Origin of the sequence: Brevundimonas sp. Leaf280 (assembly GCF_001422455.1) — a bacterium.
Lineage (GTDB): Bacteria > Pseudomonadota > Alphaproteobacteria > Caulobacterales > Caulobacteraceae > Brevundimonas.
Genome location: NZ_LMNC01000002.1, coordinates 431,152 through 445,100, shown reverse-complemented (window position 1 = coordinate 445,100; position 13,949 = coordinate 431,152). Strand labels below are relative to the sequence as shown.

The window sequence follows — 13,949 nt, the reverse complement described above, 5'->3', positions numbered from 1 at the left end:
GGCCCCGAACCGCGTTCGGGGCCGTCCTTCTAACGGAGGAGCGCATCACCGCTTCTTGCCCAGCTCCGCCGCGATGTCCTTGGTCATGCGGCCGACTTTGCGATGCGCGGCCGTGATCTGGTCCTTGGTCACGCCCCAGCGCTTCATCCAGTATTCGACCGACTGTCGTTCAGACAGGTCGATCCGGTCCTTGTCGATGAAGCCGCGCTTGTCCTTGAGGCCCGCCATGATCGGCTCCGTTCGTTGCGATAGATCGCGGGGTTAGGCCTTCTCGACGAAGCTGTCGATCACGCGCTTCTCGCCGGCCTTTTCGAACTCGACCAGCAGTTTGTTGCCCTCGATGACGCGGACGTTGCCGTAGCCGAACTTCTGGTGGAAGACGCGTTCGCCCTTGGCCCAGCCTGAGCTCGACTTGGGATCGCCCGTAACGATCAGGCGGCCGTCGCCTTCGATGACAGCCTTGCGGGCCGGAATCTTGGCCGGCGTCTGGGCGGCGGTGAAGCTCTGGGCGCGTTTCCAGCCGGGGGAGGAATAACCGCTGCCAAAGGACGGCGCGTCGTCCCAGCGGCTCTTGGCCTCTTTCATGCCGGTCGAGGCGCCGTAATAGCCGGTGTCGGATTGCGGATCGACGTGGGCGATGGGCAGTTCGTCGACGAAACGGCTGGGCAGTTGCGAGGTCCAGCGGCCATAGACTAGGCGGTTTGCCGCGAACGAGATGCGCGCGTCCTGCTTGGCGCGCGTGACGCCGACATAGGCCAGGCGGCGTTCCTCCTCCAGGCCCTTTTCGCCCTTTTCGTCGATGCTGCGCTGGCTGGGGAAGACGCCTTCTTCCCAGCCGGGCAGGAAGACCAGCGGGAACTCCAGTCCCTTGGCGCCGTGAAGGGTCATGATCTGCACCGCCCCGTCGCCGTTGGGATCGTCGCTGGTCGCGCGCTCCAGATCCATGACCAGGGAGACGTGCTCCAGATAGGCTTGCAGCGTCTCGAACTGCTGCATCGACTGGGTCAGTTCCTTCAGGTTCTCCAGGCGGGTTTGGCCGCTGGTGCGGTCGGCCTTCTGCATGTCGGTATATCCGCTCTCCTCCAGCACCGTCTCCATGACCTGCCAGTGGGGCGTGGTCTCGGACAGTTGGCGCCAGCGGTCGATGTCGCGCACGAAGTTGGACAGGGCGGTGCGGGTGCGGGCCTGAAGCTCGTCGGTATTGATCAGGCCGCGCACGGCCGTCAGGGCCGAGAGGTCGTGCTGGCGGGCGATCTGCAGGATTTTCTGTACGCTGGTGTCGCCGATGCCGCGCTTGGGCACATTGACGATCCGCTCGAACGCCAGGTCGTCGTCCTCGGACAGGATCAGCCGCAGATAGGCGTGGGCGTCGCGGATTTCGGCCCGTTCGAAGAAGCGCGGGCCGCCGATGACGGCATAGGGGATGGCCAGCATGACCAGCCGTTCCTCGAACGCCCTCATCTGGAACGAGGCGCGGACCAGTATGGCCATGTCCTTGTATTTCAGGCCGGGTTCGCCGGCGTGGGGACGCCGCGCGGTCTCGATCTCGTCGGCGATCAGCCGGGCCTCGGCCTCACCGTCCCAGACCCCGCGCACGCGCACCTTGTCGCCGCTGTCGTCCTCGGTCCACAGGGTCTTGCCCAGCCGGTCGCGGTTGGCGGCGATGAGGCCGGACGCCGCCCCCAGGATATGACTGGTCGAGCGATAGTTCCGCTCCAGCTTGACGATCTTGGCGCCAGGGAAATCGCGTTCGAAGCGCAGGATGTTGTCCACCTCGGCCCCGCGCCAGCCGTAGATCGACTGATCATCGTCGCCGACGCAGCAGACGTTGCCGGTCGAGGCCGTCAGCAGCCGCAGCCACAGATACTGGGCGACGTTGGTGTCTTGATATTCGTCCACCAGGATGTAGCGGAACCGACGGCGATATTCCTCTGCCAGGTCAGCATGCTGCGACAGGATAGTGATGTTGTGCAGCAGCAGATCGCCGAAGTCGCAGGCGTTCAGGCTGCGCAAACGCGCCTGATAGGCGGCGTACAGACCCTGACCCTTGCCGTTGGCAAAGTCCTCGCCCGGCGGCAGCTTGTCCGGCGTCCAGCCGCGGTTCTTCCAGTGGTCGATCAGGCCGGACAGCGACTTGGGCGTCCAGCGTTTGGTGTCGATGTTGGCCGCTTCCAGCAGCTGTTTCAGCACCCGTTCCTGGTCGTCGGTGTCCAGGATGGTGAAGCTGGATTTCAGGCCGACAAGTTCGGCGTGGCGACGCAAGATCTGGGCGGCGATGGAGTGGAAGGTGCCCAGCCAGCGCAGCCCTTCGGCGGACGGGCCGATCAGATGGGTGATCCGTTCGCGCATTTCGCGCGCAGCCTTGTTGGTGAAGGTGACGGCCAGCAGCTCCCACGGCTTTGCCCGGCCTGTCGCCAGAATGTGCGCCAGCCGTGTCGTCAGGACGCGGGTCTTGCCCGTGCCCGCGCCCGCAAGCACAAGCACGGGGCCCTCGGTCGTCTCGACCGCCTCGCGTTGCTCCGGGTTCAGCCCCTTCAGATAATCGCGCGGCGCCTCGCCCTCGGGCGCACGAGCGCGCGCGAGGTCGGAAATGCGGGGGGCGGGAAGATCAGTCACAGGCGCAAAAATATCCGTCAGTCAGAATCGAACCGGAACATAAGGGGACCGCGCGGCAATGTCAGGGCCGCGTATGACGAAAGGTCGGAACCGTGCGGGCGAGGGTCGGTTCCTAGCTGCAATGCAGCACGACGATCACCAGCCAAGGCCGACGCGCCGCAAGCCGAACGGGCGGGCGGGCTGGATCGCCTTTGCCTTGGGCATGACCGCGATGTTCGCCATCATGGCGATTTGGGTGGCGGTCGTCGAAATGGGCGACGCCCCTTCAGATGAGGTGCAGTTGATCAGTCGATCGGAAGCGATAGACGACCATGGCAGGCGCGGCCGCAGCGACTAGCCGATTCTCCAGGCGGCGTTCACGTTTGACGTCCATGATCCGCCACCCAGTTCAGCGCCAGCAGGCGACAGGCAGAGGCGAGGGGACGTCGGCCACGACCGGCGTCGATCTCGGCCAGTAGCTGCGCCTTGCTGAGGCTGCGGGCCGCTGCGATCCGATCCAGCACGGCCCAGAACTCCGGCTCCAACGCCACCGACGTGGCATGGCCGGCGAGCGCGACCGAACGTTTGCTGAGGCTGCTCAACGCGCGGACTTCAGCACGATCTCGGCCAAGGCCGGCGCGCCGTTCGTCAGGATCGCGTGGCGGGTGTCCGTAACGAAGACCAAGGCGCCGGCCGCGTCTCGGATCTCGGCGCGCGCGGCATAGGTGTGGCGTGGATCGATCTGAGACGTGGGAAAGCCAAGGGTGACGCGATAGGGCGGGGCGCCGGTCAGCGGCTCTCGTGTTTCGGCGAGAACCTTGGCGGGCGCGTCGGCCAGACTGACATCCTCAACCCTGACGGTCAGGACATGGCCGGGCGGCAGCATGATCCGTTCGCGATAGGTGGCCGTTACGTTCACCATCGTCGTTCCGGTCGTCACGTCCGGCGTGGCGGCGCAGGCAGCCAAGACCAGAGCGGCGGGCAGGATCAGGGGGGCGTTTCGCATGGCGATCTCCTTCGAGGCGCCCAGTGTGTCACACTCAGGCGCAAGACGTGAGGGCGCGTGGCGTCACGGCGTGTTATGCGGGCCGTCCACCGTCGGAGATCAACCTTTGAGCCGCCCCTTTGCGATCGCTGCGATCACCATCTGCGCCCTGATCTGGGGCACGACCTGGTACGCGATCACCCTGCAGCTGGGGCCGGTTGATTCCATCGTCTCCATCGTCTGGCGGTTTGGTCTGGCGTCGGCGGTGCTGTTCGCCTTCTGCGCCGTGACGCGACGGCCGCTGCGTCTGACGCGCAGCCAGCATCTGGCCGCCATCGGACAGGGCGCCTTCGTCTTCGCGGTCAGCTATGGCTTCGTCTATGCCGCAGAAGGGCAGGTGGCGTCGGCTGTGGTCGCGGTGATCTTCGCCGCCCTGGCCTTTGTGAACCTGATCCTATTTCGGCTGCTGGGTGGACAGAAGGCGGCGCCAGCGGCGTGGATCGGCGCAGTACTGGGCGTCATGGGCGTCGGGGTCTTGTCCTACGGCCAGATCACTGCGGCCGGCGCTGGGCTCAATCCGGAGCTGGGCGTCCTTTTCGCGCTAACCGCTGTACTGGCTTCGGCGCTCGGCAACTGGTTCGCCTGGAAGGGACAGCAGGCGGGCGCGCCCGTCATGGCCGCCACGTCCTGGGCGATGGCTTATGGCACAGCCATGTTGGCGCTGTACGGCATGGCGACCGGCGTGACGTGGCAGATCGAGCCGACGCCGGACTATGCCCTGTCGCTGCTTTATCTCTCGCTGTTCGGGTCGGTGATCGCGTTCGGCTTGTACTTCACCATCGCGCGCCAACGCGGCTATGCCCTGGCCAGCTACATCTCGGCTCTGACGCCGCCCATCGCCATGCTGGTGTCGGTGCTGTTCGAGGGCGCGCGTTTCGGCTCGAGCGCCGTGATCGGCCTGGCGCTTGTGCTGGCGGGGCAGGTCATGCTGATTCGCGCGCCCAAGGCCTGAGCCGTCAGTCGTCGGATTTCGGCTCCAGCTTCTGACCGTCCAGCTGCTTCTGGGCGCGCTGACGCTCAAGAGCGGACAGGGTCTTCTCGGCCTTGGAGCGTCCATGGGCCAAGCGGTTGGCGGCGGCCAACGCCTTGTCTTCAGCCTTGGCGCGGGTCTTTCGCGCTCGGTTTAGATTGATGATCTCGCCCATGACTACGCCTTGGGCTTTTCGGCGGGGGGCGCATCGGCCGGCGGCTTGGCCGAGGGCTCGGGCGCCAGCACAGCCGGCACCTGAGACTCCGAAATCGTCGTCTGGGGGATGAAGGGCTGGTCCGCCGGGCGCTCGCCCAGCCGGGTCCAGGCATCGGCGCCGCGTCCACGCTGACGCCCCAGTTCGAACATGGCCGTCATGGTCTCCTGATCGAACTTCAGGCTGGAGGCGGCGACATTGTCTGGAATGGCCGACAGCGCCATGTCCAGCCCATTGCGCCGCGCGAACGCCGCCGTCACCGCCAAATGGATGCGCAGCGACGACTTGCTCATGCTGTCATAGGTCCGCGCCAGGATCCCCGACAGGCGGCCGGGCGTAACGCCGTCGTTGCGGCCGACCTGGCCGTTGACGATCACATAGAGGGCGCCGACGCGGCCTTCGTCCTTTGGGCGGGTCCAGAGCATCAGGTCTTCAGGAATAGCCAGGAACGGCGTGTTGACGCCGCCGTCGACGTGCATTTCCAGAACCACCTTGTCGTCGTCCTGAAGCCCGGCGATCAGCACAGGAGGAAAGACGCCGGGAATGCTGGCTGAGGCGACCAGCACCTCCTTGAACAGTTCGCGGGCGTTCTCGTCGCCCTGGGTCGCCAAAAGACCCATGTCCCAGATGACGGTTTCCTCGCTGTCCAGATCGGTCGTCGCCACCAGCAGGCGTCGGCCCTTGGCGTGCTCGCGCGCGACGGCCTGCATCAGTTCAGGGGTGACGTTCTCGTCCACCAGATTGCGCAGGACTTGTGACGAGAACAGGCTCGGGTTCAGGAAGGCGGCGAAACTGCGCCAGCTCAGCAAATTGCTGGCGGCGCCGCTGGTATAGGCGTGCTGAAGTTCGTCGTCCCAATCCGATCCAAGAAAGGCGAACGGAGCGGCAAGCGCCCCCGTGCTGACGCCGGTGACGACATCGAACGCGGGGCGATCGCCCTGTTCGGTCCAACCGACCAGAAGCCCGGCGCCGTAGGCCCCGTTTGCGCCGCCGCCAGACAGCGCCAGGATCGAGGTTGGTTTGTCGGGCCGAAGTCGCTGACCGATTTCCTGGGTGAAGGCCTGCAGGCGCGCGCTGTCGCTGGCGCGGATGCGAGGGTCTTCCGCCTTGACGAGCGTGCCGTCGGTGATCCGGAGGGGGCCGGTCGGGCGATCCAGCGTTCCACACGCCGACAAGGCCAGGGCCATGAGGACGCCCAACAGGCCTGATCCAATCCGCCGCATATCTCGAGTTCCGGTTCCGTGTGAACGCCGGCTTCTACCGCGTCCTTGGCAATCCTGTCATCAAGGCGATGACAAGCGTCGCGGTTTGAAACCGTCGCAGGCCGGGCGTGTTCTCATCGGCAGGACAAACCAAACTGTTGGAGATACACATGGTCGACGTTTCGCTCATCAAGGAACATCTCGAAGTCGTTGGCTCGGACGGCGGTCACGTGGGCCGGGTCGATCACGTCCTGGGCGACCAGATCGAGCTGGCGAAGCTGGATTTCGCCGGCGGCTTCAAGCACCACATGATCCCGGTCAGCTGGGTCGAACGGGTCGATGACAAGCACGTCCATCTGAGCCTGACCCAAGATGACGCCAAGGCGCGCTGGACCGAGAAGCCGCACTAAGGCCGATCTGACGCCGATTTAATAAAGGCCCCGCTGCACGAGCGGGGCCTTTTGCTTATCTGAGGTAAGTCGCATTGGGCGACATTGGAGCCTGTTTTGATGCGCCTGATCCTGAATATCCTCTGGCTCATCTTCGGCGGCTGGATTTCCGGCCTTCTGTGGCTGCTGGGCGGCGCGATCCTGGCGCTGACCGTCGTCGGCCTGCCGTGGACGTTCGCGGCGTGGCGCATCGCCAGCTATTCGTTCTGTCCCTTCGGCCGCGAGATCGTGTGGCAGGACACGCATCCCGTCGCAGGCTGTGTCGGCGTCGTGTTGAACGTCGTCTGGTTCGTCGTGGCCGGCTGGTACATCGCCCTGACGCATTTGATCATCGCCGTGGCGGAGTTCGTCTCCATCATCGGCATTCCGTTTGCGCTGAAGGATCTCGAACTGGCCAAGCTGGCGCTGGCGCCGGTCGGACGCACCATCCGCGACAAGACCTGACCCAAACGAAAACGCCGACGTCAGACGACGTCGGCGTTCTAAAAATCTCGTCCTGAGATAGGATCAGCCCGGCGAGATCATCTTCTCCGGTTGCACGGCTTCATCGAACTCCGCGTCCGTCAGATAGCCGCCGCCGACAGCCTCTTCGCGCAACGTGGTGCCGTTCTTGTGCGCGGTCTTGGCGATCTTGGCGCACAGATCATAGCCCAGCTTGCCGTTCAGAGCGGTGACCAGCATCAGCGAGTTGTTCAGGCCGCGCGCAATATTGTCCTCGCGCGCCTCGATGCCGACCACGCAGTTGTCAGTGAAGCTGATCGCCGCGTCGGCGACCAAGCGCACCGACTGCAGGAAGTTGTAGGCCATCACGGGGTTGTAGACGTTCAGCTCGAAATGGCCTTGCGACCCGGCGAAGGTGAGGGCGGTGTTGTTGCCGAACACCTGGACGCAGACCTGGGTCAGGGCTTCGCATTGCGTCGGATTGACCTTGCCCGGCATGATCGACGAGCCCGGCTCGTTTTCCGGCAGCGCCAGTTCGCCCAGACCCGAACGCGGGCCGGAACCCAGGAAGCGGATGTCGTTGGCGATCTTGAACAGGCTGGCGGCGACTGTGTTGATGGCGCCGTGGCTGAAGACCATGGCGTCGTGGGCGGCCAGGGCCTCGAACTTGTTCGGGGCCGTGGTGAAGGGCAGGCCGGTGATCTCGGCGATCTGGGCCGCAACCTTCTCGGCGAAGCCGATGGGCGCGTTCAGACCGGTGCCGACGGCGGTGCCGCCCTGCGCCAGTTCCATCAGGGCCGGCAGCGTCTGTTCGATGCGCTTGATGCCGTTCTCGACCTGTTGCGCATAGCCGCCGAACTCTTGGCCCAGCGTCAGAGGCGTGGCGTCCTGGGTATGGGTACGGCCGATCTTGATGATGTGGCCCCAGGCCTTGGCCTTGGCGTCCAGCGCGGCGTGCAGATGTTTCAAGGCCGGGATCAGGTCGTTGACCACCTGCTCGGCGCAGGCGACGTGCATGGCCGTGGGATAGGTGTCGTTGGACGACTGGCTCATGTTGACGTGATCGTTGGGGTGGACCGGCTTCTTCGAGCCCATCTCGCCGCCCAGAATCTCGATCGCGCGATTCGAGATCACCTCATTGGCGTTCATGTTCGATTGGGTGCCCGAACCCGTCTGCCAGACCACCAGCGGGAAGTGGTCGTTCAGCTTGCCTTCGATAACCTCATTGGCGGCCTTGATGATGGCGTCGGCCAGGGCCGGATCCAGCTTGCCCAAGTCGCGGTTTGTCTCGGCGGCCGCACGCTTGACGATGCCCAGGGCGCGCACGACCGGCAGGGGCTGCTTCTCCCAACCGATCTTGAAGTTGCCCAGCGACCGCTGCGCCTGAGCGCCCCAGTAGCGGTCGGCGGCGACTTCGATCGGGCCGAAGGTGTCGGTCTCTGTGCGGACGTTGCTCATGCGCGTAAATCTCGTCTCTCAGGCGTGGCGATGGGTTGCGCGGCGGTGTAGCACGAGAGCCATGCAGGGCAAGAAGAGCGCGGATATGAGACGAGGGCTGATCGCCGTGGCGGCGCTGTCGGCGCTGGCGGGCTTCGCGACTGTTCAGCCTGAACCCATAAGGCCCCGCGTTGCGCTCGATACGACCGCCGGCACGATTGTGCTGGCGCTGAATGCAGCCGTCGCGCCGATCACGACATGCAACTTCATCGGCTACGTCGTGACCGGTGATTATGATGGGGGCACGTTCTTCCGAACGGTCAACCGCGATACCAATACCGCCAGCCGCTATCCCATCGACGTAATCCAGGCGGCGACGCCACGCGGCAGCGACGACGCCTCGCGGCCGCCGATCATTCTCGAACGGACACGAGACACTGGCCTGCGTCATACGGCCGGCGCGGTGTCCATGGCGCGGGACGGACCGGACAGCGCCACATCCAGTTTCTTCATCGTCACACAAGATACGCCGAGCCTGAACTTTGGCGGAGGGCGGAATCCTGACGGTCAGGGCTTCGCCGCATTCGGCGCTGTGGTCGAAGGGCTGGATGTCGCGCGCAGAATCCAGCGGATGCCCGCGAATTCTGAGGAGCAGCTTACGCCGCCCGTAACGATCCGCTCTGCGCGCTTGCTGGATGCTGCGCCCGCCGTCTGCATAAAGTCGATGCGACCGTGACCGCCGGCTGGATCGGGACCGGCAAGGTAAGGGCGCGCGAGGATGGCGATGCGGTCGAGCTCGTTATCGACGGCCTGACGACCCAGGCCAAATACTACAAGCCGCTGGTCTATGAGTTCATGCGCAAGGAATGGCGCGGAGCCAGGCCGTCATGGGGCGATCATGTCGTCGAAATCCGCATGGAACATGTCGGCGAGCCGCCGTGGATGGACCTCGACAACCTGGCCAAGGCCTTGCTCGACTCCATCAAGGGCTACCTTTTCCACGACGACGCTCAGGTCGCGCGGCTGCTGGTCGAAAGACGCGAAGGCGAAAGAGAGCGGATCCTGATCCGCTCCTATCCACGCAAGGACTGACGGCGGCTATTTCTTGCGGAACTGGTCCAGCGAAACGACCTTGGGGCCGTCCGAAATCGGCGGCATGTCCTGGGGCGGGGTCGGCTCGTCTTCGACCTCGTCCAGAAGCTGCGGGTCTTCGAACTGCAGCAAGAATTGGACGCTGGGATCGTAGAAGCGCGTGATCGCGGAATAGGGGATGACCAGGCTCTTGGGCATGCCGCCGAAGCGCAGCTTGACCGAGAAACGCTCAGGCTCGACGCGCAGGTCGTCGTACTGGTGCTGCAGAACGACCGTCATCTCTTCCGGATATTTCGCCAGAATGTCGGGGGCAACGCTGACGCCGACGGCGCGCGTCTTGAAGGTAATGTAGAAGTGGTGGGCGCCGGGCAGGCCCTCGGCCAGCACGCGTTCCAGCGCGGCGCGCATGACGCCGCGCAGGGCTTCCTGCGCCAGCTGTTCGTACCGCATCTCATCGACCGGAGGGGCCTGGTCGCTCATCGTCACCTCACATCAGAGCGCGACTGATAGCGGCGCAGGGCCGTAGGCGAAAGGTGTCATGAAGGTAAAGCGCCGGGATTCTGGCGCCAAGCTCCCGATCATCTTTTGGAAAGTGCCGGGGGTTCTGTTGCCAGGCCCCCCGACGGGCCCCGCCCAGGGATCTGAACCCCTAGGACTTAAGATTCGAAATCACTCGAACCGCATTACGCGGCGAGAGCGACTTCTCCAGCGAAGTTATCGTTCGCAGTTAGAAAATGGCCCGATACGGTGGGCCAGGACGAGCGAAAGCAATCCTCTTTACACGTCCGTCGATGCTAGTCGGCCCCATGCTGCCTCCGCCGATAACGCGGGGAGAAAGTTGGTGGAGCCGCCGGGAATCGCACCCGGGTCCGGTCCGCTTATTACAAGCGCGTTTATCGCTATAGTCCGGCCGAAACCGGACCAGACGAATATAGGCGCAGCCGTGAGGCATTCCAAGCGCCGGATTGCACTCAGGCGCGGCTCCACTCCGGCGTCTGGTTTCGGAACCACGTCAACTGACGTTTGGCGTAGTTGCGGGTAGCTTGTTTAAGGGCGGCGATCGCGTCGTCGCGGGCCAGATCGCCGGACAGGTAGGCGGCCAGTTCTCTGACCCCGACCGCCTTCATGGCGGGCAGGGCGGGGTTCAAGCCACGGTCCAAGAGGGCTTGGACTTCGTATATCGCTCCCTGATCAATCATCAGGTCAACGCGCTGGTCGCAGTTTGCATAGAGTTGCTGGCGCTCAGGCTCCCTGACCCATCCGGTCCATGAATCCGGCGCCAACAAGGGCTGAGTGTCGGCCTTCCAGGCGCTCAGCGCACGACCGCTGGCGATGAAAACGCTCATGGCTCGCACCAGTCGCTGTCGGTCTCCCTGTTCGATGGCCTGCGCCGCCTCAAGATCGATCTGGGCCAGGCGCCGGCGAAAAGCTGACTCGCCGAGCGCCGTGTAGTCGGCATCCATCTGATCGCGCACCGCGCTCGGCACCGCAGGAATATCGGCCAGGCCGCGCGTCAGGCTGGTGAAATAAAGGCCGGTTCCCCCCACCAAAATGGCCGGCCGGCCTTGATCTCGGAGTTCGTCGAGCAACGCTATTACCGCGCGGCTCCAGCGTCCGACCGACCAGGCGTCGGCGGCGTCTGCGACGCCATACAGTCGATGGTCGGCCTGAGCTTCATCTTCTGCCGAGGGGCGGGCCGTCAGGATACGCAGGTCGGCGTAGAGCTGCTGGCTGTCGGCGTTGATGATCACCGCGCCCGTTTCGCGCGCCATCTTCAGCACGAGCGCCGACTTGCCCGAGGCGGTCGGGCCGGCGATCAGGGTGATTGAGGGCGGTTGGGACAAATCGTGGCTCGCGGGACGGGTTTGAGGGCGATAGAACGCGCGCATCATCGCCTGCAAGTCCCTTGGAGACCGCCTTGGTCGAACGCTCCGCCGTCATCGCCGCCCTCGACGCCATCATCGATCCGGTTTCCGGCCAGGGGCTGGTCGCCGCCGGTCTGGTTCAGGGTCTGGTCGTGGCTGAGGATCGCGCGGGGTTTGCTCTGGAAGTCGATCGCACTCAAGCAGCCGCCTACGCCCCGGTCCGTGACGCGGCGGAGGCTGCGCTGAAGGCCATTCCCGGCATGGCGCGCGTTTCGGTCATTCTAACCGCCGAGACCAAGCCGGTTGCTGCGCCGCGCACGGCGAGCCTGTCAAAGGCGGCGGTCGATCAGGGCCGCGCCAAGGCGCCCGTACCAACCGATCGTCCGGCCCATGTCCGCCGCGTCTTGGCCGTCGCCAGCGGCAAGGGCGGGGTGGGCAAGTCCACCGTCGCCGTAAATTTGGCCGCTGCGCTTTCGGCGCGCGGGCTTTCGGTCGGCATTCTCGACGCCGATGTGTATGGGCCGTCGCTGCCGACCATGCTGGGCATCAGTGGTCAGCCCGCCTACGAGGACGGCGCCATCGTGCCGCACGTCGCCCACGGGCTGAAGGCTATGTCGGTTGGCCTTTTGACCAAGATGGACGACGCCATGATCTGGCGTGGACCGATGGCGTCGCAGGCCATCACGCAGATGCTGACACAGACGCGTTGGGGAACGGCTGATGCGCCGCTGGACGTGCTGGTGGTCGATCTGCCGCCGGGCACGGGCGACGTCCAGCTGACCCTGATCCAAAAGACGCCGCTGGATGGGGCGGTGATCGTGTCGACGCCGCAGGAAGTCGCTCTGGCCGATGCGCGACGTGCCCACACCTTGTTCCAGCGCGTCAATGTCCCGACGTTTGGCCTGATCGAGAACATGAGCGGGCCAGTCTTTGGTGAAGGCGGAGCCAAAGCCGAGGCCGAGCGCTTATCCATCCCGTTTTTGGGCGCCTTGCCGCTGGACGCCGCCTTCCGAGAGGGCGGCGATGCCGGACGACCGCCTGTCGCAACCGATCCGCAGGGTGCTATCGCCGGCCGCTTCGCCGAAATAGCCGCGCGCGTCTCGGCGGCGCTCGGGATTTAGAAAAAGCGGAGGCAAGGGGTTTTCAAACGCAACCCTGTTCGCCACCTTGGGTGCTACAGATACCCAAGGAGATACGATGAGCCTCGACGCCCTGTTCAGCCCTTTCGCGATCAAGGGGCTGACCCTGCCCAACCGCATCGTCATGGCGCCCATGACGCGGTCCTTCTCGCCGAACGGCGTCCCGACCTCCGACGTCGCCGCCTATTATCGCCGTCGCGCCGAGGGCGGGGTGGGCCTGATCGTGACCGAAGGCACGGTCGTCGAGCGTCCGGCGGCGCGCAACGACGCCAATGTTCCGGTTTTCCACGGCGAAGCGCTGCCGGAATGGAAGTCCGTGGTGCAAGAGGTTCATGCCGCCGGCGGTCTGATCGCGCCGCAGATCTGGCACGTGGGCTCGGCGCGCGGACGCGGCGATGACTGGGCGCCGCTGGGCAAGGTGGACAGCCCGTCGGGCATGACCATGCCGGGCAAGACCAAGCTGGAGCCGATGACGGAGGAAGATGTCGCCGACACCATCGCCGCTTTCGGCCGGTCGGCCCGCGCGGCTCGCGACCTCGGCTTCGACGCCGTCGAAATCCACGGCGCCCATGGCTATCTCATCGACCAGTTCTTCTGGGGCGGCCTGAATGCGCGCGAGGACAGCTGGGGCGGACCGACCATCGCGGATCGCGCCCGCTTCGGCGCCGAGGTCGTGAAAGCGGTGCGTGAAGGCGTCGGCGACGACATTCCCGTCATCCTGCGCCTGTCGCAGTGGAAGCTTCAGGATTACACGGCCCGCATCGCCGAGACGCCGGAACAGATGGTCGAGTGGCTGACTCCGTTGTCGGACGCCGGCGTCGATGTCTTCCACTGCTCTCAGCGCCGCTTCTGGGAGCCGGAATTCGAAGGCTCGGACCTGAACTTCGCCGGCTGGACCAAGAAGTTGATAGGCAAGCCCACGATCACCGTCGGGTCCGTCGGCCTGGACGGCGAGTTCATCGCGGCCTTCGGCGGCGAGGGTTCAAAGCCCGCCTCGCTGGACGGTCTGCTGCGCCGTCTGGAGAACGAGGAGTTCGACCTGGTCGCCGTCGGCCGCGCACTGCTGGCCGATCCTCAGTGGGTCGCCAAGATCCGCGACGGTCGTGAAGACGAGCTGCGCAACTTCGAGCGTTCCGACCTGATGACTCTGTCCTGATCGGGAAACGTCGAGCCGGTCATGCCGGCTCGACGATCACGCCCGTGCCGTAGCACAGCACCTCGGTCACGCCCGGCATGATCTCCGTCGCGTCATAGCGGACGGCCAGGATGGCGTTGGCGCCGTGGGCTTGGGCGTGTTTGACCAGTTCGTCATAGGCTTCCTGACGCCCGGCCTCAGCAAGCTTCACATAGGCGCCGACGCGGCCGCCCAGCATCGACTGGACCCCGCCGATGGCGTCGGAGATGGCGTTGCGCGAGCGCACCGTGACACCGCGCACCAGGCCAATGTGGCGGGTGACGCGAAAGCCGGGCAGGTCGTTGGTCGTGGTGACGTACATCTGT

Annotated in this window: 18 protein-coding genes and 1 other RNA gene; 8 read left to right on the top strand and 11 right to left on the bottom strand. The window is 65.1% G+C overall.

Going from position 1 to position 13,949, the window contains the following annotated elements:
* Window positions 1-45: 45 nt before the first annotated feature.
* Window positions 46-228 carry a DUF3606 domain-containing protein gene (locus ASF31_RS05790; RefSeq protein WP_055753752.1) on the bottom strand — a complete coding sequence of 61 codons (183 nt, stop codon included), beginning with the start codon at window positions 226-228 and terminating at the stop codon, window positions 46-48.
* A 33-nt stretch (window positions 229-261) separates the two neighbouring features.
* Window positions 262-2,637: an ATP-dependent helicase gene (locus ASF31_RS05785; RefSeq protein ID WP_156355901.1), complete on the bottom strand. Its 2,376-nt coding sequence runs from the start codon at window positions 2,635-2,637 to the stop codon at window positions 262-264.
* 52 nt (window positions 2,638-2,689) lie between these two features.
* Here ASF31_RS05785 and ASF31_RS05780 point away from each other — a divergent pair, with 52 nt between their 5' ends.
* Window positions 2,690-2,953, top strand: coding sequence for a hypothetical protein (locus tag ASF31_RS05780; RefSeq protein ID WP_156355899.1), 264 nt, complete (start codon window positions 2,690-2,692; stop codon window positions 2,951-2,953).
* 19 nt (window positions 2,954-2,972) lie between these two features.
* Here ASF31_RS05780 and ASF31_RS05775 read toward each other — a convergent pair whose 3' ends face one another.
* Entirely contained in the window at window positions 2,973-3,197 is a 225-nt protein-coding gene (locus ASF31_RS05775) for a ribbon-helix-helix domain-containing protein (RefSeq protein ID WP_055753749.1), read from the bottom strand.
* Window positions 3,194-3,601 (bottom strand): YbaY family lipoprotein, encoded by a 408-nt coding sequence (locus ASF31_RS05770; protein ID WP_055753748.1) that lies wholly within the window; start codon window positions 3,599-3,601, stop codon window positions 3,194-3,196. The genes ASF31_RS05775 and ASF31_RS05770 overlap by 4 nt, the downstream gene beginning before the upstream one ends.
* A 106-nt stretch (window positions 3,602-3,707) precedes the next feature.
* Here ASF31_RS05770 and ASF31_RS05765 point away from each other — a divergent pair, with 106 nt between their 5' ends.
* Window positions 3,708-4,592, top strand: coding sequence for a DMT family transporter (locus ASF31_RS05765; protein WP_055753747.1), 885 nt, complete (start codon window positions 3,708-3,710; stop codon window positions 4,590-4,592).
* Window positions 4,593-4,596: 4 nt separating this feature from the next.
* On the opposite strand, the gene ASF31_RS05760 is transcribed toward ASF31_RS05765, so the two are convergent.
* Both ASF31_RS05760 and ASF31_RS05755 read right to left on the bottom strand, forming a co-directional pair.
* Window positions 4,597-4,785, bottom strand: coding sequence for a DUF4169 family protein (locus tag ASF31_RS05760; RefSeq protein WP_055753746.1), 189 nt, complete (start codon window positions 4,783-4,785; stop codon window positions 4,597-4,599).
* Window positions 4,786-4,787: 2 nt separating this feature from the next.
* Window positions 4,788-6,023: a patatin-like phospholipase family protein gene (locus ASF31_RS05755; protein ID WP_235551259.1), complete on the bottom strand. Its 1,236-nt coding sequence runs from the start codon at window positions 6,021-6,023 to the stop codon at window positions 4,788-4,790.
* Window positions 6,024-6,196: 173 nt separating this feature from the next.
* Between ASF31_RS05755 and ASF31_RS05750 the strand changes: the two genes are divergently transcribed.
* Window positions 6,197-6,436 carry a DUF2171 domain-containing protein gene (locus ASF31_RS05750; RefSeq protein WP_039243689.1) on the top strand — a complete coding sequence of 80 codons (240 nt, stop codon included), beginning with the start codon at window positions 6,197-6,199 and terminating at the stop codon, window positions 6,434-6,436.
* A 96-nt stretch (window positions 6,437-6,532) separates the two neighbouring features.
* Window positions 6,533-6,919, top strand: a complete 387-nt coding sequence (locus ASF31_RS05745; RefSeq protein ID WP_055753744.1) for a YccF domain-containing protein — start codon at window positions 6,533-6,535, stop codon at window positions 6,917-6,919.
* 63 nt (window positions 6,920-6,982) lie between these two features.
* Here ASF31_RS05745 and fumC read toward each other — a convergent pair whose 3' ends face one another.
* On the bottom strand, window positions 6,983-8,374 hold the full coding sequence (fumC, locus tag ASF31_RS05740; RefSeq protein WP_055753743.1) for a class II fumarate hydratase: 1,392 nt from the start codon (window positions 8,372-8,374) through the stop codon (window positions 6,983-6,985).
* Between the two features lie 61 nt (window positions 8,375-8,435).
* Here fumC and ASF31_RS05735 point away from each other — a divergent pair, with 61 nt between their 5' ends.
* Entirely contained in the window at window positions 8,436-9,089 is a 654-nt protein-coding gene (locus ASF31_RS05735; protein WP_200918570.1) for a peptidylprolyl isomerase, read from the top strand.
* Window positions 9,065-9,445 carry a RusA family crossover junction endodeoxyribonuclease gene (locus tag ASF31_RS05730; RefSeq protein ID WP_369814630.1) on the top strand — a complete coding sequence of 127 codons (381 nt, stop codon included), beginning with the start codon at window positions 9,065-9,067 and terminating at the stop codon, window positions 9,443-9,445. Before ASF31_RS05735 ends, ASF31_RS05730 begins: the two co-directional genes overlap by 25 nt.
* A gap of 6 nt (window positions 9,446-9,451) precedes the next feature.
* Here the strand turns inward: ASF31_RS05730 and ASF31_RS05725 are convergent, their stop codons facing one another.
* The 3 genes from ASF31_RS05725 to miaA form a co-directional block, all read right to left on the bottom strand.
* Window positions 9,452-9,925 (bottom strand): SspB family protein, encoded by a 474-nt coding sequence (locus ASF31_RS05725; protein WP_017504863.1) that lies wholly within the window; start codon window positions 9,923-9,925, stop codon window positions 9,452-9,454.
* 111 nt (window positions 9,926-10,036) lie between these two features.
* Window positions 10,037-10,406: a transfer-messenger RNA gene (gene ssrA, locus ASF31_RS14270) on the bottom strand.
* Window positions 10,407-10,416: 10 nt separating this feature from the next.
* Entirely contained in the window at window positions 10,417-11,289 is an 873-nt protein-coding gene (miaA, locus tag ASF31_RS05720) for a tRNA (adenosine(37)-N6)-dimethylallyltransferase MiaA (RefSeq protein ID WP_055753836.1), read from the bottom strand.
* Window positions 11,290-11,363: 74 nt separating this feature from the next.
* Here miaA and ASF31_RS05715 point away from each other — a divergent pair, with 74 nt between their 5' ends.
* Both ASF31_RS05715 and ASF31_RS05710 read left to right on the top strand, forming a co-directional pair.
* A complete protein-coding gene (locus ASF31_RS05715; protein ID WP_055753835.1) occupies window positions 11,364-12,431 on the top strand; it encodes an Mrp/NBP35 family ATP-binding protein in 1,068 nt (355 codons plus the stop codon).
* Window positions 12,432-12,507: 76 nt separating this feature from the next.
* The gene (locus ASF31_RS05710; protein WP_055753741.1) at window positions 12,508-13,605 is read left to right on the top strand and encodes an NADH:flavin oxidoreductase; all 1,098 of its coding nucleotides are present in this window, start codon (window positions 12,508-12,510) and stop codon (window positions 13,603-13,605) included.
* Window positions 13,606-13,624: 19 nt separating this feature from the next.
* Here ASF31_RS05710 and ASF31_RS05705 read toward each other — a convergent pair whose 3' ends face one another.
* The gene (locus ASF31_RS05705) at window positions 13,625-13,945 is read right to left on the bottom strand and encodes a YbjQ family protein (protein WP_039243695.1); all 321 of its coding nucleotides are present in this window, start codon (window positions 13,943-13,945) and stop codon (window positions 13,625-13,627) included.
* Window positions 13,946-13,949: the final 4 nt, after the last annotated feature.

Excerpts from the sequence above, each read along its gene's own strand:
- ASF31_RS05725 (WP_017504863.1), bottom strand. The coding sequence starts at position 9,925 with ATGAGCGACCAGGCCCCTCCGGTCGATGAGATGCGGTACGAACAGCTG.
- ASF31_RS05710 (WP_055753741.1), top strand. The coding sequence starts at position 12,508 with ATGAGCCTCGACGCCCTGTTCAGCCCTTTCGCGATCAAGGGGCTGACC.
- ASF31_RS05770 (WP_055753748.1), bottom strand. The coding sequence starts at position 3,601 with ATGCGAAACGCCCCCCTGATCCTGCCCGCCGCTCTGGTCTTGGCTGCC.
- ASF31_RS05705 (WP_039243695.1), bottom strand. The coding sequence starts at position 13,945 with ATGTACGTCACCACGACCAACGACCTGCCCGGCTTTCGCGTCACCCGC.
- ASF31_RS05735 (WP_200918570.1), top strand. The coding sequence starts at position 8,436 with ATGCAGGGCAAGAAGAGCGCGGATATGAGACGAGGGCTGATCGCCGTG.
- ASF31_RS05760 (WP_055753746.1), bottom strand. The coding sequence starts at position 4,785 with ATGGGCGAGATCATCAATCTAAACCGAGCGCGAAAGACCCGCGCCAAG.
- ASF31_RS05780 (WP_156355899.1), top strand. The coding sequence starts at position 2,690 with ATGACGAAAGGTCGGAACCGTGCGGGCGAGGGTCGGTTCCTAGCTGCA.
- ASF31_RS05790 (WP_055753752.1), bottom strand. The coding sequence starts at position 228 with ATGGCGGGCCTCAAGGACAAGCGCGGCTTCATCGACAAGGACCGGATC.
- ASF31_RS05750 (WP_039243689.1), top strand. The coding sequence starts at position 6,197 with ATGGTCGACGTTTCGCTCATCAAGGAACATCTCGAAGTCGTTGGCTCG.
- fumC (WP_055753743.1), bottom strand. The coding sequence starts at position 8,374 with ATGAGCAACGTCCGCACAGAGACCGACACCTTCGGCCCGATCGAAGTC.